This window comes from Limnohabitans parvus II-B4, from assembly GCF_003063455.1.
Lineage (GTDB): Bacteria > Pseudomonadota > Gammaproteobacteria > Burkholderiales > Burkholderiaceae_C > Limnohabitans_A > Limnohabitans_A parvus.
The window spans coordinates 552243-569486 of sequence record NZ_NESN01000002.1 but is presented as its reverse complement, the minus strand read 5'-3'; the positions used below and the strand labels follow the sequence as shown (position 1 = coordinate 569486).

14 protein-coding genes are annotated in these 17244 nt (G+C 60.7%); 7 read left to right on the top strand and 7 right to left on the bottom strand.

Features of this window, described 5'->3' with window-relative positions:
• Positions 1–6 precede the first annotated feature (6 nt).
• The 3 genes from B9Z37_RS07420 (at position 7) to gap (B9Z37_RS07410) (ending at position 4415) form a co-directional block, all read left to right on the top strand.
• Positions 7–1101, top strand: coding sequence for an aromatic ring-hydroxylating dioxygenase subunit alpha (locus B9Z37_RS07420; RefSeq protein ID WP_108312333.1), 1095 nt, complete (start codon positions 7–9; stop codon positions 1099–1101).
• A gap of 97 nt (positions 1102–1198) precedes the next feature.
• The gene (gene tkt, locus B9Z37_RS07415; protein WP_108312332.1) at positions 1199–3229 is read left to right on the top strand and encodes a transketolase; all 2031 of its coding nucleotides are present in this window, start codon (positions 1199–1201) and stop codon (positions 3227–3229) included.
• Positions 3230–3407: 178 nt separating this feature from the next.
• Complete coding sequence (gene gap, locus B9Z37_RS07410; protein WP_108312331.1) at positions 3408–4415, top strand: type I glyceraldehyde-3-phosphate dehydrogenase; 1008 nt, start codon at positions 3408–3410, stop codon at positions 4413–4415.
• Between the two features lie 71 nt (positions 4416–4486).
• Here gap (B9Z37_RS07410) and B9Z37_RS07405 read toward each other — a convergent pair whose 3' ends face one another.
• The gene (locus B9Z37_RS07405) at positions 4487–5116 is read right to left on the bottom strand and encodes a Crp/Fnr family transcriptional regulator (protein ID WP_167394341.1); all 630 of its coding nucleotides are present in this window, start codon (positions 5114–5116) and stop codon (positions 4487–4489) included.
• Between the two features lie 207 nt (positions 5117–5323).
• On the opposite strand from B9Z37_RS07405, the gene B9Z37_RS07400 reads away from it, so the two are divergent.
• Both B9Z37_RS07400 and B9Z37_RS07395 read left to right on the top strand, forming a co-directional pair.
• Positions 5324–6559: a sterol desaturase family protein gene (locus B9Z37_RS07400; RefSeq protein ID WP_108312329.1), complete on the top strand. Its 1236-nt coding sequence runs from the start codon at positions 5324–5326 to the stop codon at positions 6557–6559.
• Positions 6556–7113: a DUF6962 family protein gene (locus B9Z37_RS07395; RefSeq protein WP_108312328.1), complete on the top strand. Its 558-nt coding sequence runs from the start codon at positions 6556–6558 to the stop codon at positions 7111–7113. Before B9Z37_RS07400 ends, B9Z37_RS07395 begins: the two co-directional genes overlap by 4 nt.
• Positions 7114–7161: 48 nt before the next feature.
• On the opposite strand, the gene B9Z37_RS07390 is transcribed toward B9Z37_RS07395, so the two are convergent.
• Positions 7162–8763, bottom strand: coding sequence for a GMC family oxidoreductase (locus B9Z37_RS07390; RefSeq protein WP_108312577.1), 1602 nt, complete (start codon positions 8761–8763; stop codon positions 7162–7164).
• A 116-nt stretch (positions 8764–8879) separates the two neighbouring features.
• Complete coding sequence (locus tag B9Z37_RS07385; RefSeq protein WP_108312576.1) at positions 8880–10163, bottom strand: hypothetical protein; 1284 nt, start codon at positions 10161–10163, stop codon at positions 8880–8882.
• Between the two features lie 274 nt (positions 10164–10437).
• Between B9Z37_RS07385 and gap (B9Z37_RS07380) the strand changes: the two genes are divergently transcribed.
• Complete coding sequence (gap, locus tag B9Z37_RS07380) at positions 10438–11436, top strand: type I glyceraldehyde-3-phosphate dehydrogenase (protein ID WP_108312327.1); 999 nt, start codon at positions 10438–10440, stop codon at positions 11434–11436.
• 59 nt (positions 11437–11495) lie between these two features.
• Here the strand turns inward: gap (B9Z37_RS07380) and B9Z37_RS07375 are convergent, their stop codons facing one another.
• The 3 genes from B9Z37_RS07375 to B9Z37_RS07365 are packed head-to-tail and all read right to left on the bottom strand — an operon-like array spanning position 11496 to position 15111.
• Positions 11496–12920 carry an amidase family protein gene (locus B9Z37_RS07375; RefSeq protein ID WP_108312326.1) on the bottom strand — a complete coding sequence of 475 codons (1425 nt, stop codon included), beginning with the start codon at positions 12918–12920 and terminating at the stop codon, positions 11496–11498.
• A 5-nt stretch (positions 12921–12925) separates the two neighbouring features.
• The gene (locus tag B9Z37_RS07370) at positions 12926–14128 is read right to left on the bottom strand and encodes a M20 aminoacylase family protein (protein WP_108312325.1); all 1203 of its coding nucleotides are present in this window, start codon (positions 14126–14128) and stop codon (positions 12926–12928) included.
• Complete coding sequence (locus B9Z37_RS07365; protein ID WP_108312324.1) at positions 14125–15111, bottom strand: tripartite tricarboxylate transporter substrate binding protein; 987 nt, start codon at positions 15109–15111, stop codon at positions 14125–14127. The genes B9Z37_RS07370 and B9Z37_RS07365 overlap by 4 nt, the downstream gene beginning before the upstream one ends.
• Before the next feature lie 116 nt (positions 15112–15227).
• Between B9Z37_RS07365 and B9Z37_RS07360 the strand changes: the two genes are divergently transcribed.
• Positions 15228–16130, top strand: a complete 903-nt coding sequence (locus B9Z37_RS07360) for a LysR substrate-binding domain-containing protein (RefSeq protein ID WP_108312323.1) — start codon at positions 15228–15230, stop codon at positions 16128–16130.
• A gap of 37 nt (positions 16131–16167) precedes the next feature.
• Here the strand turns inward: B9Z37_RS07360 and B9Z37_RS07355 are convergent, their stop codons facing one another.
• Positions 16168–17235: an ornithine cyclodeaminase gene (locus tag B9Z37_RS07355; protein ID WP_108312575.1), complete on the bottom strand. Its 1068-nt coding sequence runs from the start codon at positions 17233–17235 to the stop codon at positions 16168–16170.
• Between the last annotated feature and the right edge of the window lie 9 nt (positions 17236–17244).

Genomic DNA, 17244 nt, shown 5'->3' with positions numbered 1-17244 from the left:
ACTCCTATGACACGCCCCCTGCCCGCCGTCATTGCCGCCGCACAAAACGCCTCCGATCGCATGGCCGACCGGCACACACCTTTTGTCATGAACGACTGGTACGTGGCCGCCTTTGCCGAGGAAATTAAGGAAGAACTGCTGGGCCGCACCCTGCTGGGACGCCAATTGGTTTTTTACAGAACCAGCACGGGGCAGGTGGTGGCACTCGAAGACCGCTGCCCGCACCGCTCTATGCCACTGTCGGCAGGCACATTGACCCAAGACACCATCGTGTGCGGTTACCACGGCCTGCGCTTCAACGCAGAAGGCGACTGCATCGAAGTCCCCTCACAAGCCAACTGCCCCAAAAACGTGGGCATCCGGTCCTACCGCACCCACGAACGCGGTGCCGTGGTCTGGATTTGGATGGGCGAGGCAGAGCTTGCCGACCTGTCCAAACTGCCGCCACAAGACTGGATGGAAAGCGGCGAGTGGGAGCGCTCACAAGGCTATTTGAGCCTTCAAGGCAGTTATGTGCGCCTGCACGAAAACCTGCTGGACCTGACGCATTTGAGTTTTTTGCACGCCAAAAGTTTTGGGACGCCCGATTACGCCAAAGCGGCCTTTGAAAGCGTCATCGGCGATGGCCAATTTGCCTTGCTGCGAAACGTCGTGCCCACCACCTTGCCCCCGGTGTGGGCCATTCCCACAGGCTTGACCGGACAGGGCCAGGCTGCCCGCATCGTGCGTTCCGAATTTCGCAGTCTGGGGCTGCACGAGGTGTCGGTGACTTTCTACGATTGCAATTTGCCCGAAAACGAGCGCCCCCAGTTTCGCATCCGCACTGCGCACATGCCCACGCCCGAAACCGCCACCAGCACCCATTACTTCATCGTGCACGGACGCGATTTTGCTTTGGGCAACCCCGAGACCACACGCTTCATGCACGATCAGTTGTTTGTGGCTTTTCAAGAAGATGTGGACGGTCTGGCCCTGCAAGAGCAGGCCTTGGCCAGCACCCCACCCGAAGATTTGTACGAGTTTTCAGTGGTAGCCGATGCCCCGGCCGTGGCCATGCGCCGTTATGTGCTGGCTCGGCAGCGCCAGGAGGCACCGGACTGAAGCTGGCTTTGTTCTTCGCCATCCCTGCGCCTTGGGCCCCAGCGGACAACCGCTAAAATCACGGGTTTTCCCGACCTCATCACCGGAGTTGCCCTACATGGCCAATACACACAACATGGCGAACGCCATCCGCGCCCTCGCAATGGACGCCGTTCAACAAGCCAACTCCGGTCACCCCGGTGCGCCCATGGGCATGGCCGACATGGCCGTGGCGCTGTGGGGCGATCACCTGCAACACAACCCCAGCAACCCGCACTGGGCCAACCGCGACCGCTTTGTGCTGTCCAACGGTCATGCCTCGATGCTGATCTATTCGGTGTTGCACCTGACGGGTTACAAGCTGTCGGTCGATGACCTGAAAAACTTCCGCACGCTGCACAGCAAAACCGCAGGCCACCCCGAAGTAGGCGTGACCCCCGGCGTGGAAACCACCACCGGCCCACTGGGTCAGGGCATCACCAACGCCGTGGGCATGGCGCTGGCCGAAAAAATGCTGGCTGCCGAGTTCAACCAAGAAGGCCACGCCATCGTCAACCACCACACTTATGTGTTCCTGGGTGACGGTTGCCTGATGGAAGGCATCAGCCACGAAGCCGTGGCCCTGGCTGGCGCCTGGAAGCTGAACAAACTGATCGCCCTGTACGACGACAACGGCATCTCGATCGACGGCAAAGTCGCCCCTTGGTTCATCGACAACACGCCCCAGCGCTTTGCCGCCTGCGGCTGGAACGTGATCGACGCTGTGGACGGCCACGACGCTGCGGCCGTGTCCAAAGCCATCGCTGCCGCCAAACACAGCGCCGACAAGCCTACTTTGATCGTCTGCAAAACCGCCATCGGCAAGGGCTCGCCCAACCGTGCAGGCACCTCCAAAGCCCACGGCGAACCTCTGGGCGCTGAAGAAATCAAACTCACCCGCGAAGCCCTGGGCTGGACGGCCGAGCCCTTCAAGATCCCCAAAGAGGTCTATGCCGACTGGGATGCGAAAGTTGCCGGCAAAGCCCGCGAAGCCGCCTGGAACACCGCATTTGCCGCTTACAAAGCCGCCTTCCCCGCACAAGCCAAAGAGTTTGTGCGCCGCATGAAGGGCGACTTGCCCAAGAACTTCAACCAAGTGGCGTTTGACGCCGTGGTCGCCGCCCACACCAAGGGCGAGACCGTGGCCAGCCGCAAGGCCAGCCAGCTGGCGCTCGAAGCCTTCACCGCCGCGCTGCCCGAAATGCTGGGCGGCTCGGCCGACCTGACCGGCTCCAACCTGACCAACACCAAGAGCACCCCCGCTTTCCGCGTGGACCTGGCCGGTGACGTGGTCAAGACAGCCGAAGGCCAAATCGGTCGCCACATCAACTACGGCGTGCGCGAATTCGGCATGGCCGCCATCATGAATGGCGTGGCCCTGCACGGTGGCTACATCCCTTACGGCGGCACCTTCCTCACTTTCTCTGACTACTCGCGCAACGCCATCCGCATGGCCGCGCTGATGAAGCAGCGCGTGATCCACGTCTTCACCCACGACTCCATCGGTCTGGGCGAAGACGGCCCGACCCACCAGTCCATCGAGCACGCCGCCAGCCTGCGCCTGATCCCTGGCCTGGACGTGTGGCGTCCGGCTGACACGGCCGAAACCACCGTGGCCTGGGCCGTGGCCCTGCAAAACGCGAACCGTCCTTCAGCCCTGCTGCTGTCGCGCCAAAACCTGGCTTACTCACCCAAGAGCGATCTGGGCGACATCAGCCGTGGCGCGTATGTGCTGTCTGAGCCAGAACACGTTGGCATGAAGAAGACCCACGGCGTGATCATCGCCACCGGCTCTGAAGTGCAACTGGCCCTGGCCGCGCAAAAGCTGCTGGCCGAACGCAAGATCGGTGTGCGCGTGGTCTCCATGCCCAGCACCAATGTGTTCGATCGCCAAGACAGCGAATACAAGCAAAGCGTGTTGCCCAAAGGCCTGCCCCGCGTGGCGGTCGAGATGGGCTCCACCGACGGCTGGTGGAAATACGGCTGCGCCGCTGTGGTCGGCATCGACACCTACGGCGAGTCGGCCCCAGCACCTGTGCTCTTCAAACACTTCGGCTTCACCGCCGAAAACGTGGCCGACACGGTCCACGCCGCACTGCTCAAGGCCTGATCGTTGGCCACGGCGCCCCTCACGGGGTGCTGCGTGCCACAACGGCCACTGACCGGCCGGACCCCTTCCTCGCCCACAAGGCGCTGAAGCCAGGTCCGGGGATCAGGATTCTGAAAGGGTCTTGGTTTCCAATCCGGTTACGTAACGGTTTAGTAACTTATCTCCTGAGGCTCTCACCATGACCATCAAGCTGGGTATCAACGGATTTGGCCGCATTGGCCGTCTGGCTTTGCGCGCCGCACTCAAGCACGGCTACGACGACATCCAAATCGTCGGCATCAACGACCCCAAGCCCGCCGACTACCTGGCCTACATGCTCAAGTACGACAGCGTGCACGGCCGCTTTGATGGCACCGTGGACTTCACCGAAGACACACTCATCGTCAACGGCAAAAAGATCAAGCTCTCGCACGAGCGCGACGCGCACAACCTGCGCTGGGGCGAGATGGGCGTGCACACCGTGCTCGAATGCACGGGCCACTACCTGACCGAGCCCACCAGCCAAATGCACCTGGCTGCGGGCGCCAAGAAGGTCGTGATCTCGGCCCCGTCCAAAGACAGCATCCCCATGTTCGTCTATGGCGTGAACCACAAGAAATACGCAGGCGAAGCCATCGTGTCGAATGCGTCATGCACCACCAACTGCTTGGCCCCCGTGGTCAAGGTGCTCAATGACAAATGGGGCATCAAGCGCGGCCTGATGACCACCGTGCACGCGGCCACCGCCAGCCAAATGACCGTGGATGGCTCCTCGCGCAAAGACTGGCGCGGTGGCCGTGGCATCCTCGAAAACATCATCCCCAGCAGCACGGGCGCGGCCAAGGCCGTGGGCGTGGTGATCCCCGAAATCAAGGGCAAGATCACTGGCATGGCCTTCCGCGTGCCCACCTCCGACGTGTCGGTCATTGACCTGACCGTGGAACTGAACAACGACGCCAGCTACGCCGAAATCTGCGCCGAAATGAAAGCGCAAAGCGAAGGCGCCCTCAAAGGCGTGCTGGGCTACACCGACGAAAAAGTTGTCTCCACCGACTTCCGCGGCGAGTCTTGCGCGAGCGTGTTCGACGCGACTGCAGGCATTGCGCTCGACAAGAGCTTCGTCAAGATCGTCGCTTGGTACGACAACGAATGGGGCTACGCCAAGCAGTGCCTGGAGATGGTGCGGGTGGTGGCTAAGAAGAAGTAACCTTCTATCTGCACCCTGCCGCAATTTCCAGATACCGCACGCTCATTCAAACCATCCGTGAATGGGCTCGGTTACTCCAAATGACCTTCCGCAAAATGGTTGAGACGAGTCCAATCTGGGATCGTGAATTGACCGTATCCCGGAACAATCAATCCCTCTTGCTCTAGTTGCTGTAGCAACTGATTGGCCGTTTGCCGTGAACACCGCGCTTGGCTGGCCAATCTGGCTTGTGTCACATACAAAGTCACACCGTTTTGATCGGTTTGCCTGTTTTGCTCCTGCGCCAAAACACTCAACAATTTGGCCATCCGTTGCACGGGCGTGGCCAACACGGATTGACCGGTCCATTCAATGAGCAATCGCATGCGATGGCCAATCATGCGGATAACCATAGGGTAAATCTCGGGATACTGGACGCAAAACGACTGGACATCTTTGACGGGCAAAGCCAAACAACTTGATGATGCGCTGATGTAAAAATCATGCGTGGGCGCCTGGGTCATGAATACGGCCAACCATGTGACCCACCCCCCTGCGGCGATGTGGCCCACAACAATTTCCGAACCCGAAATATGGCGCGTCACAAGTTCAACATGCCCAGAAATGACCAAACGCAAATGCGTTGGTGACTCCCCCGCAGCACTCAGCAAAGTCGGCAACTTAAAGTGCTCAATGCGGGCCACGCGGACCAAGTCTTCCATGGCTTCGGCACCCACGGCGGCGAAGACAGTCTGGGCCAAAATTTCACGCACATTTGTCCCAGATATAGGGTTTGTCATAGTGACTCTGTTCTCTATTTGTCGGCTGGCCGACATTCATCTGGCGACGAATCTTTCAGACTCGCAAGAGGCCATGCGCACAGTTTGACACAGGCGCTGGGAGAAAAATCAACAAGGAACTTTGCGCTCATGGGTCTTATTCTTTACGCCATCCCATTTTTTCTGGGGTTCATTGCTCTTGAATTCTTTCTATCCAAAAAGAGGGCTGTACAGGTTTATCGTTTTCACGATACGGTGACCAGTCTGAACATTGGCTTTGTCAGCGAGACGATACGCTCCGTCTTGAAACTGATGTCCATCTTTGTCTACGCCTTGGTGGTGGACCAAGTTGCCGCTTTTGAATGGGACATCGGACATCCGGCCGTTTGGATCGTGGCGTTCTTTATGTATGACTTTTTTTACTACTGGGCCCACCGAAGCGGCCACGAGGTGAACTTGCTGTGGGCGTCTCACGTGGTCCATCATTCCAGTGAAGAATTCAACCTGTCTACGGCTCTTCGGCAATCTTGGACCAATCAGGTTTTTTACTGGATTTTTTATCTGCCGATGGCCATTGTGGGCATCCCCGTCAAGGTCTTTGTGATCACGGCATTGGTCAGTGCCTTGTATCAATTTTGGAGTCACACCCGATTGGTCGGCAAACTCGGTTGGGTGGATCGTATTTTCGTGACCCCCTCCAATCACCGCTGCCACCATGGGCGCAACGACTATTGCATCGACAAAAATTATGGCGGCACACTGATCATTTGGGATCGAATTTTCGGCACCTACACCGAAGAGCGCGACGACGAACCTGTGGTCTACGGCACCTTGACGCCATTGAACAGCTGGAATCCTGTTTGGGGCAATTTCAAAAACTACACCACACTTTGGCGTGACATGCGCAACGTCACAGGCTGGCGCGAAAAACTCCACGTGATGTTTGCACCACCTGGGATGGTGGGTGGCAAGACTGACCCTCTCTCAACGGCGCAGACTTCAAAACGATTTGAAACGCCCGTCACCCGCAGACAGATGGTTTACGGCTGGCTCGCCTCGGGTGTTGTATTGGCCATGGTCATTGAGCTTTTGCGAGTGTCTTCTCATTTGAGCTGGTCCGAGCGGGCGACTTTCACCTTGATGATCGTGATCAGTACGGCTTTTCTCAGTCGCGTTTTTGAAAGCCGCATTCGTGCTGCCAAGCTCGAAGCCTTGCGCTGTCTTTTAACGCTGAGTCCTGTGATCGCAGGGTTATGGTTCTATCCGGTCCCGCTTGTTGTCCGCGGTATTGCCTTGGCGACGCTGCTGATTTCATTGACGCTTTTGCGCTCACTGCACCAGGAAAGCACCTCGGCCATAAGGTCGAACACACTGGAAATCGCATGAACCTGCAAGCACTTTTTGATGCTGCCTTGGCGATGGTGTGTTTGGCATTGGCCTTTGATGCCAGCAAGGCGCGACCTGCGTGGCGACTCAGTCAATTGCTTTTGGCTGCTGCAGCCATTTTGGGTGCTTTGCGTTTTTCGGAACTGCTGCCCATGCCTTCACTCCACCAATTTTTCTCCATGCTGGGCGCTGGGGTGGGCTTGCCATTGCTGGCCATGGCCGTCATTCAGCCTGACAGTGCGGTGGCGACGCAGCGCCGATTTGCATGGATTTATGCCATCGTTGCAGCGACTGCCTGCATTTTTCTGGTCATGGTGGCCCAGATCAAAGCATGGACAGCGGTTTGTGCGCTGCTTTCTGCACTGTGCATTTTAGTTTTGGCCGTCAAAAATCAAAAGAAGCTCACCGCTTTGGGCGGCCTGCTGTTGCTGATGACATTAACGGCTTTTGCTTTGAAATTGAATGTGCCGCCGTTGTTGCCTGGTGATTTGTTGCACATCGGTATGAGTTTGAGCTTGCTGGTGTTGTGGACGGGTTCCAAACGATCGGTCTAACTCACGTCAACCAGCGCTCTCACACCCTGAAATACATCGGCCCATAGATCATTTGTGCAAGGCTTTGATCCAATCCGCCGCCTTCTCCGCAATCATGATCGTCGGCGCGTTGGTGTTGCCGCTCACGATGCGCGGCATGACCGACGCGTCGACCACGCGCAGGCCGGGTACGCCGTGCACGCGCAGTTGCGCGTCCACCACCGCCATCTTGTCTTGGCCCATGCGGCAGGTGCCCACCGGGTGGTAGACCGTGTCGGCGTTTTGGCGAATCCAGTGGTCCAGTTGTTCGTCGGTGCGGGCATTGGCGGATGCCGCCCACTCTTTGCCATACGCTGCCAGCGCAGGCTGAGCCAGGATGAGCTGGGCTTGGCGAACACCATCACACAAGCGCTGCAGGTCACGCGGGTCGCTCAAAAACTGCGGGTCAATCAGCGGTGCGCTGTTCGGGTTGCGGTCGGCCAATTGCACGCGGCCCCGGCTGTCGGGTTGCAGCAAGCACACATGCAAAGAGTAGCCATGCCCCAGCGTCAGTTGGCGGCCATGGTCCACCAGTTTGGCCACCACAAAATGCAGTTGAATGTCCGGGTGCGCTTCATGGGGGCGGCTTTTGTAAAACGCGCCGCCCTCGGCAAAGTTGGTGGTCAGGCGCCCTTTGCGGTGTTTGTGCCATGCCCACAAGGCTTGCAAGGTGTGCCATGTGCCTTTGGGTGACACGCCGATCAAATCGGTTTGCCCAGGCGCATCGGCCACCAGCACCGCGTCCGGATGGTCGTGCAGGTTTTCGCCCACGCCGGGCAAGTCGCGGAGCACCTCGATACCCAGGCTTTGCAGGTGCGCAGCAGGCCCAATGCCTGAGCGCATGAGGATGGCGGGCGACTGGAAAGCGCCTGCACTCAAAATGATCTCGCGGCGGGCCGTCACGGTCTGGGTCTTGCCACCCTGCACGGTGTGCACATGGCGGGCCACGCCATCCACCAAGCCAATGCGGTCCACCGTCACGCCGGTCACGACGTGCAAGTTGGGGCGATCACGATTGGGCGTGAGGTAGGCCTTGGCGGCGCTGAACCGTTCGCCCGCCTTCTGCGTCACTTGGTACAAGCCCACGCCTTCTTGGGTGGGGCCATTGAAGTCGGTGGTGTGCGCCAAACCCGCTTGCACACCCGCCTCTACAAAGCGTTTGGAAAACACATTGGGGCTTTGCAGGTCGGCCACGTTCAAGGGGCCGTTTTGGGCATGCCACTCATTGTGGATGCGCTCGTTGTGCTCTGCCTTGAGAAAGTAGGGAAACACCTCGGCCCACGACCAACCCGCGCAACCCATCTGGGCCCAGGTGTCGTAATCCACGGCTTGGCCCCGGATGTAGGCCATGGCGTTGGTTGAGCTGGAGCCGCCCAAGGTGCGGCCACGCGGTTGGAACCCGATGCGGCCGTTCAAGCCGGGTTGCGGCACGGTGTTCAGGCCCTCCGAGACAATTTCGGTGCGGGCCATGAGCGCAATGCCCGCAGGGCAATGGATCAAGGCGCTGGTGTCGGGCGGTCCGGCCTCGATCAGGGCCACCTGCACGGCAGGGTCTTCGCTCAAACGACTGGCCAACACGCAACCGGCCGAGCCGCCGCCCACGATCACATAATCAAACTCCAAAATGCCCATCTCTGCCTTTCGCAGGCGCTGCCGCCTTAGGGTCATCGCCACACGGCGAATCAAAAAGACTTTTTACCCGGTTTGCTGAACTTGACGCACCGGGTTTGCACGGACATGGGTATTCTTCAAAGACCTACATACACAGGTGCAAAGCCACCGCCGGGTGTTCTGAAATTGGTGGTCTGGCCTTGGTACAAACGCGCAGCCAGCGATTGCACCTGCCCATCGTACGTGTAATTGCGCACATCGAACTTGAGCACCTGAGCCGATTCGCCACCCGAAATCGTGCGCTCGCCCGGAGCCACCAAAGCTTGGGCGATGTAACCCCCGGCCAGAATTTCCCCCCAGACGCGGTGGGTCAGTTTGTCGCCCCGATACGCAGCCTTGCCGCCATAACCCGCAAAGGGCTTGAAGAAATGGTGCTTGCGCTGCGTCCACAAATGCTCGGCGTTGGCCGGGGTCACCACCTCGGTCTGAGGAATGCCATCCAGCAACACCGCTTGCGTGGCAGCTGGTACACCCATGGCCGTCAATGTGTTTGCGTTAGACAGCAAAGCCAGATTGCGCTTGTCGGCCAGCAGGGCATGGGCTTGCGGGTGAGGCGTCAAGACCACGGCGTCCTGCAAATAGGCCTCACGCAAATGGGCATGGGCCGACTCGCTCAGTGCGAAATCGGTCAGTCGGTTGTAGACCAGATCGATCGCGATGTTGTCAAACCAAAGCCGGTTGTCGCGCCAGGCCAGCTGCGAAGGGTCGGCAATGACCGCCTGCACGCCATGGCGTTTGAACAAACTCTGGAAGAGCAAAAACTCTGGGTACAGGTATTGCTGCTCAGGTGACGCATCGACGATGGCCACGGTTTGCAAGGGGCGATCGGGTTGGGCCAGTCGCCACTCGTTTCGAAACATCGCCACGAACGCGGACTCCAGTGCATCGACCTGCGCCGCCGTGGGCACCATGGCTTCGATCTCGGAACAACACGCACGCTGCGCCCGGGCCAGCAAGGCGTTGAGCAGCGCCCCGCCGGCATTGGTGTTGACCTCGATCAGGCCAAAGCCTTGGCCATGTTCGTTGCCATGAACATGAAAGTCATAGCCCATGAACACGCTTTTGGCACACGTTGGGTGCCGGGCAATGGGGTCTGAACGGGCCAGCACTTCTTCGCGGTAAGTGGGCAAAGCGACGACAGACTCCAAGGCCGAGATCAATCGGGCCATGCGCTGCACCTGCGCCTGCGAAAGCACCACCGGCCGCGCCGAAAAAAGCGAAGGCAAGCGGTCGCGGACCAAATCAAACAATGCGGGGTTGCCAATGTCTGCCGCCATGGTGTTCGCCAAGGCCTGGTCGTCCAGGCTGATGCAAAAACATTCGCTGTTGAAGTTGTCGGTGTTGATGTGTGCGGTGTTCACGGGGCTGCGTCCTGGCTTGGGGCTTAAGGGCATCTTATAGGCAGGCCAAGTGCTGCTGACGGTTGGATTTTGCAGGACAGTGCGCTGACACGCATCCATGGTTCCCCCCCAATGCAAAACGGAACATTCCGCAGTTACAAAACTAGAACAAACCCACACGAGCCACCCGACATGTAACAAAGTTTCACAATTTCGCATACGATGGTTACATAGGCACTTGTCGCTGATCGCGATGAACAGCCCCCCACACACATTCAACGAAAGAGAGACAAACATGACCACCAAAATCGGCATCAACGGATTTGGCCGTATCGGCCGCATGGTGTTCCGCGCAGCGGTGCAGAACTTCAACGACATCGAGATCGTCGGTATCAACGACCTGCTGGAGCCCGACTACCTGGCTTACATGCTGCAGTACGACAGCGTGCACGGCCGCTTTAAAGGCACTGTGGCCGTGGAGGGCAATACCTTGGTGGTCAATGGCAAAAAAATTCGTCTCACGCAAGAGCGCGATCCGGCCAATTTGAAGTGGAACGAGGTCGGGGCCGATGTGGTGATCGAAGCCACCGGCCTGTTTTTGGACAAGGACAGCGCAGGCAAACACCTGGCCGCAGGCGCCAAGAAAGTGGTGATTTCAGCTCCGTCCAAAGACGACACGCCCATGTTTGTGTACGGCGTGAACCATGCGACATACGCCGGGCAAGCCATCATCAGCAACGCCAGCTGCACCACCAACTGCCTGGCCCCGATCACCAAAGTGCTCAACGACAAGTGGGGTATCAAGCGTGGCCTGATGACCACCGTGCACGCGGCCACCGCCACCCAAAAGACCGTGGACGGCCCGAGCAACAAGGACTGGCGCGGGGGGCGCGGCATTTTGGAAAACATCATCCCCAGCAGCACGGGCGCGGCCAAGGCGGTGGGCGTGGTGATTCCGGCGATCCAAGGCAAACTGACGGGCATGGCGTTCCGCGTGCCCACATCGGATGTGTCGGTGGTGGACCTGACCGCAGAGCTGAACAGCCCTGCCACCTATGCCGAGATCTGCGCCGAGATGAAGGCCCAAAGCGAAGGCGCGCTCAAAGGCGTGTTGGGCTACACCACCGACAAAGTGGTCTCGACCGATTTCCGTGGCGAGGTCTGCACCAGCGTGTTCGACGCCGATGCAGGCATAGCGCTGGACAGCACCTTCATCAAGGTGGTGGCCTGGTACGACAACGAGTGGGGTTACTCCAACAAGTGCCTGGAGATGGCGCGGGTGGTGGGGCGCTGAGTTTTTGCTGGCGAGACCTTTGGGCTCGCCCTGTTTGGCAACAAAGGCCCGTTGCTAAATCAGCCACGGCCCATCAAATAATCCAGCGCCGAAAACTTCGCCGCTTGCTCGATCACCTCGCCCGCAGCCAGCATGCGGTCTTCGCGGAATTTGGTGCTGAGGATTTGCACGCCCACGGGCAAGCCGTTCACCACCCCGGTCGGCACCGACAGGCCGGGCAAGCCCAGCGTGGCGGTGCTCAGCAAGGGCGCTTGCGCCAGCAGGATTTGTGCGGTGCGTTCGGCCGATCGCTGATCGTCGTCGATGGGGAATTGCCGCTCCCAGGAGTTGGGCATGAGCAGCACCGGGTACCGCGCCAAAAACACCGCCCAGTCGCGGGCGATGTTGAAGCGCCGGGTCATGGCTTCCAGATATTGATCGCGGTCCCACACGGGGTTGATGGCCATGTAGTGGCTGAGGGCTGTGCGCAAAGCGTCGTCGCCGTGCTCGCGCATGAAGGGCTCACCGCCCCGGCGCATGTCGTTCATGACCATGTGAAACTGCATGGCCGAGACCTCGGCAAAGTGCGGGGGCTCGGCCTCTTCAACCGTGTAGCCAGCCGCTTCCAACCAGCGGGCGGCCTGGTCCACCGCTGCGCTCACAGTGGGGTCAACAGCCGAATGCGCCCAGCTCCGGAACACCGCCACGCGGGTGGGCTGCTGGGCATCGGCAAATTCCAGCGGGGCTGGTACCCATTGCGGGTCGAGTGCCAAACTTTGGGGCGTGCCTTGCGCCATGACTTGGAGAGCCAGACGCGCATCGGCCACCGTGCGGGTGAGCGGGCCTTGCACCGACATTTGCTGGTTGCTGATGATGCGGTTGGGGGCGCTGGCCTTGTAAGACGGCACCCGGCCCACCGTGGTGCGCAGGCCCACCACCCCACAGGCCCAGGCCGGGTAACGGATCGAGCCGCCATAGTCGTTGCCGTGCGCGATCGCGCCCATGCCCAAAGCGGTGGCCACGGCTGCACCGCCACTGGAGCCGCCGGGTGTGACACCCGCGTCAAACGGGTTGAGTGTACGGCCATGCAAGGCGTTGTCGGTGAACCAGCGCAGCGAAAACGCGGGCGCGTTGTTGCGTCCCACCACAATGGCCCCCGCTTCGCGCATGGACTGCACCAGGGGTGAGTCGGTGCTGGCGATGTTGTCTTTGAAGTCGTGCACGCCTTCGTCGGTGGCCTCGCCCTGCACGTCGATGTTGATCTTGATGGTAACGGGCACGCCGTGCAGTGGCCCCAGAGCATCGCCCCGAGCCTGCGCGGCGTCGGCCGCATCGGCGGCTTGCAAGGCTTTGTCGGGCGTGACGCTGGCCAGGGCGTTGACCTGCGGGTTGGCCTCGGCAATGCGGGCCAACACACTTTCGGTGGCGGCGCGTGCGGTGGTCTCGCGGCGGGCGATGCGTGCGGCCAGTTCGGTGGCGCTCAGTTGCCAAAGTGCGGTGGTCATGGTGTTCAGTCTTTCAGGTAGCGTTGTGTCAGCAAGGCCCAGAAGGCCGCGCCCACGGGCAAGATGTCGTCGTTGAAGTCGTAGCCCGGGTTGTGCACCATGCAGGCGTGGGCGGCCGCACTGTCACCTGTGCCTTCACCCGTGCTCTCGCCCGCACCATTGCCGATCATGAAATAACTGCCGGGGCAGTGTTCCAGCATGACGGCAAAGTCTTCGCTGCCCGTGAGCGGGCGGCCCTGGCGCGTGATGCGTTCTGCACCCAGCAGCTCGGTGCCCACTTGGCGGGCCAGTTCGGTCTCTTCGGTCGTGTTCACCAGCACGGGGTAATCGCGCTTGTAGTCGATGTGCGCTTGCACACCCAGGCTTTGGGCCTGCGCTGTGACCAAGGCGGTGATGCGCGCTTGCAGCAGGTCGCGCACGTCGCGGTCGAGCGAGCGCACGCTCAGCTCCAACCGGGCGCTGGCAGGGATCACGTTGTTGGCTTTGCCCGCCACCAGCGAACCCACGGTGATGACGGCCGTGTGCTGTGGGTCCACATTGCGCGAGACGATGGTTTGCAGCGTCATGACGATGGCCGCTGCCGCCACGATCGGGTCTTGTGAGCGATGCGGCATGGCGCCATGCCCGCCCACACCCGTCAGCGTGATGGTGACGTCGTCGCTGGAGGCCATGGCCGGGCCTTCGATGAACACCAGCTGCCCGGCCGGAATGCCGGGCATGTTGTGCGCAGCAAAAATGGCATCGCATGGAAAGCGCTCGAAAAGGCCTTCTTCGATCATGATCTTCGCGCCGCCCGGGTGCTCTTCGGCCGGCTGAAAGATCAGGTTCAACGTGCCCGAAAACTCGACCTCTTGGGCAATGTACTGCGCCGCCGCCATCAGCATGGCGGTGTGCCCGTCGTGGCCACAAGCGTGCATCACGCCTTCGTGCACGCTGCGGTGCTCAAACACATTGACTTCGTGGATGGGCAGTGCGTCCATGTCGGCCCGCAGGCCCAGACGCTTGCCGCCCTTGCCGCGCTGGAGCTGGGCCACCAGGCCCGTCGTCGCCAAGCCGCGTGTGACGGTGTAGCCCCAGCTTTGCAACTGCTGGGCCAACAGCTCAGAGGTGCGGAACTCTTTCAGGCCCAGCTCGGGGTGGCGGTGCAAATCGTGGCGCAGCGCCACAAAGGGCGCGGCACGCGTTTGCAGGGCATGCAGCACACTCATTGGGCTTCGAGCTTGATGGACTTGGCGATGCCCTGGTACAGCTTGACCTCATCGGCATAGACCTGATCGGTCTGGTCCAAACGCAAAGCTTCACCCACTTCCTGGCCCATGGCGGTCATGGTGTTGCGGAAATCGGCGTCGAACATGACCTTGGTCAGCGCCCGGTGCAAGGCTTCGACGACGGGCTCAGGCGTGCCTTTTTTCACGTAATAGCCGCTGCCAATCGTGTAATGAAAGCCTTTGAGTTCTTTGGCCTGGTCCACCGAGGGCACATCCGGAATCAGGCGCTGCGGCTGGGGTGACAAAGCGGCAATGAATTTGATCTTGCCTTCTTTGGCCATGTGCACATGGGGTGCGCCATAAGGGGTGATGAACAGGTCAATCTGGCCACCCATCAGATCCTGCGTGATGGGGCCACCACCTTTGTAGGGCACATGCAGCATTTCAGCGCCAAGCTTCTTGGCCATTTCTTCGCCCAGCAAATGGTAGAAGCTGCCGGTGCCCACGCTGGCGTAATTGACCGGTTTGCCCGCTTTGGCGCGTTTGACGATTTCGGCCACCATCTCTTGCGGGGTATTGCCCGGGAAATTCTTGCTGGCAATGATGGCCATGGGGGCCATGGCCATGCGCTGGATCAGGCGAAAGTCATCGGGCTTGTGCTTGACGGCCTTCATGGCCAAGGGGGCGAGGATGAGTTCGTTGGGCGAGCCCTGGAAGAGGTAGTAGCCGTCTGCGGGGGTATTGAGCACTTTTTGCGCCGCAATAGCCCCGCCCGCGCCGCCCAGGTTTTCGATGATGACGGGCTGCTTGAGCTCGGCCCCCAAGGGCACGTTGATCTTGCGCGCGATGATGTCCGACAGGCCGCCAGCCGGGTAGGGCACCATCAGATTGATGGGCTTGTTGGGATAGCTTTGCGCTTGCGCAGGGGCCTGAACGGCCAGGGCTGCGCCCAGCAACAGGCTCAGGGTGGTGATCAGTTTCATGGGGTTCTCCATCGTCAAAAAGATGGCCTCATGCTAGTCCTGTGAGGGGACAACCGAAAGACTGTCAATTTTCTTCATGACAACTTTTTGTTGTCACTGATTTACACTGCTGCAGCATGAAACTGCACCAACTCCAAGCCCTGGTGGGCGCCGTCGAGCACGGCAGCATCCGCGCCGCTGCCCGAGAACTGCACCTGACCCAGGCGGCCCTGACCAAGTCCTTGCGCCAACTGGAAGAGGAGGCAGGGGTGGCCCTGCTGGTGCGCAAATCGCGTGGGGTGGGGCTAACCGAGGCAGGCCTACGCTTGCACGCCCGGGCACTGCTGGTGATGCGCCAACTGGCGCTGGCACAAGACGAGTTGCAGCAAGCCCAGGGCGACGAGGCCGGCACGGTGCGTGTGGCGCTCACGCCGTACCTGATGCTCACCGTGCTGGGCGAGGCATTTTTGTGGTTTCGCAAACGTTACCCGCGCATCGAGTTGCGCCTGATCGAAGGCCTGGTGGCCCGTGTGTTGCCGGGCTTGCGCGATGGCACGGTGGACTTTGCCATCGTGGCCGACAGCGGCGATGTCACGCCCCAAGAATTTCAATGCACCCGCTTGCACAAAGACCAGCAAAAACTGGTGGTGCGCGCCGGGCACCCGGTGCTGCGCCAGCCCACTGCGGCCAAGCTGGCCGCGCTGGAGTGGGTCATGCCCGGGCCTTTTTCTCAAGGACTGGACGACGGCTTGCTGGCCATGTTTGCACAGGCGGGCGTGTCACCACCCCAGCAGATCACGCGCTGCGACGCGATGGCCGCCATGGCCTTGATTCGGCAAACCGATGCCATGAGCGTGATGCCCGCCCCCTTGCTAGCCCAGCCCGAGGGGCATGGCCTGGTGGAGTTGTCGCTGCGCAGCATGCGCCCGCCCGACATCGAACTGGTGTTGTTGTCTCCACCCGAAGTGCCGCTCACGCCTGCAGCGGCTTATCTGGCCAGGTGCCTGACCGACGCGATTGCCGCGCGGGGCAAAGCCTGACAGCGGCATCGGCGCACATCGGGTTGGCGCCAAGACCTCAGGCCATGGCAACAGCTTGAGGCTGCAAGTGGATGGGGGCGGCGTTGGCCTGGCCATCGAGCAAGGTGCCAAACAGGTTTTTCGGATCGGTCATTTGCGGGATCAGCGCCAGGCGCTCGCCGTAACCCAGCGCCAGCGCCGCGTCGTGCATGAAGCGCAGGGCCGAAAAGTCTTCCAGCGCAAAGCCCACCGAGTCGAACACGGTGATTTGCGCATCGCTCTCGCGGCCTGTCCGGCTGCCGTTCAAAACTTCCCACAACTCGGTCACGGCAAAGTCGGCGGGCATTTGCTGGATGTCGCCTTCGATGCGGGTTTGGGGTGTGAACTCGACAAACACCTTGGCCGCTTGCAGCACACGCGCCGCCAGCTCGGTCTTGCCCGGGCAGTCGCCGCCCACGGCGTTGATGTGCATGCCCGGGGCCAGCATGTCGGCCGTGACGATGGTGGCGCAGGCCTTGTCCGCCGTGACGGTGGTCACGATGTCGGCGCCTTGCACGGCCTCTGCGGCGCTGGTGCAGACCTGCAGCGACAGGCCGCTGCCGCTCAAGTTAGCCACCAGTTTGGCTGTGGCTTGCGGGTCAATGTCGAACAGCCGCACCGTGTCGATGCCCACCAGGTGCTGGAAGGCGATGGCCTGGAACTCGCTTTGCGCGCCGTTGCCAATCAGCGCCATCACCCGGCTGTCCGGGCGTGCCAAGGTCTTGGCGGCCAAAGCCGAGGTGGCGGCGGTGCGCATCGCCGTGGTCAGCGTCAGCTCGCTCACCAGCGTGGGGGCGCCCGTGGCCACATCGGCCAGCACGCCAAAGGCCATCACTGTGGACAGGCCAATGGCGGTGTTTTTGGGGTGACCATTGACGTACTTGAAGCTGTAGGCGGTGTCGTCCGAGATCGGCATCAACTCGATCACGCCGTCTTTGGAGTGGTTGGCCACGCGGGCCGATTTGTCAAAGTCTGGCCAGCGCAAAAAGTCGGCGCGGATGTTGTCGGCAATGCCCGCGATGCAGTTTTTAAGACCCTTGCGGCGCACCAAGGCCACGGCGTCGGGGGCACTCAGGTACAGGGGCATGGTGGCCGA

Bases quoted from the DNA above. Each gene is read 5' to 3' on its own strand.
- B9Z37_RS07390 (WP_108312577.1), bottom strand. From the start codon at position 8,763: ATGGGCATTTTGGAGTTTGATTATGTGATCGTGGGCGGCGGCTCGGCC.
- gap (WP_108312327.1), top strand. From the start codon at position 10,438: ATGACCACCAAAATCGGCATCAACGGATTTGGCCGTATCGGCCGCATG.
- B9Z37_RS07365 (WP_108312324.1), bottom strand. From the start codon at position 15,111: ATGAAACTGATCACCACCCTGAGCCTGTTGCTGGGCGCAGCCCTGGCC.
- B9Z37_RS07360 (WP_108312323.1), top strand. From the start codon at position 15,228: ATGAAACTGCACCAACTCCAAGCCCTGGTGGGCGCCGTCGAGCACGGC.
- B9Z37_RS07400 (WP_108312329.1), top strand. From the start codon at position 5,324: ATGGGTCTTATTCTTTACGCCATCCCATTTTTTCTGGGGTTCATTGCT.
- B9Z37_RS07395 (WP_108312328.1), top strand. From the start codon at position 6,556: ATGAACCTGCAAGCACTTTTTGATGCTGCCTTGGCGATGGTGTGTTTG.
- B9Z37_RS07370 (WP_108312325.1), bottom strand. From the start codon at position 14,128: ATGAGTGTGCTGCATGCCCTGCAAACGCGTGCCGCGCCCTTTGTGGCG.
- gap (WP_108312331.1), top strand. From the start codon at position 3,408: ATGACCATCAAGCTGGGTATCAACGGATTTGGCCGCATTGGCCGTCTG.
- tkt (WP_108312332.1), top strand. From the start codon at position 1,199: ATGGCCAATACACACAACATGGCGAACGCCATCCGCGCCCTCGCAATG.
- B9Z37_RS07375 (WP_108312326.1), bottom strand. From the start codon at position 12,920: ATGACCACCGCACTTTGGCAACTGAGCGCCACCGAACTGGCCGCACGC.
- B9Z37_RS07420 (WP_108312333.1), top strand. From the start codon at position 7: ATGACACGCCCCCTGCCCGCCGTCATTGCCGCCGCACAAAACGCCTCC.
- B9Z37_RS07355 (WP_108312575.1), bottom strand. From the start codon at position 17,235: ATGCCCCTGTACCTGAGTGCCCCCGACGCCGTGGCCTTGGTGCGCCGC.
- B9Z37_RS07405 (WP_167394341.1), bottom strand. From the start codon at position 5,116: ATGGAAGACTTGGTCCGCGTGGCCCGCATTGAGCACTTTAAGTTGCCG.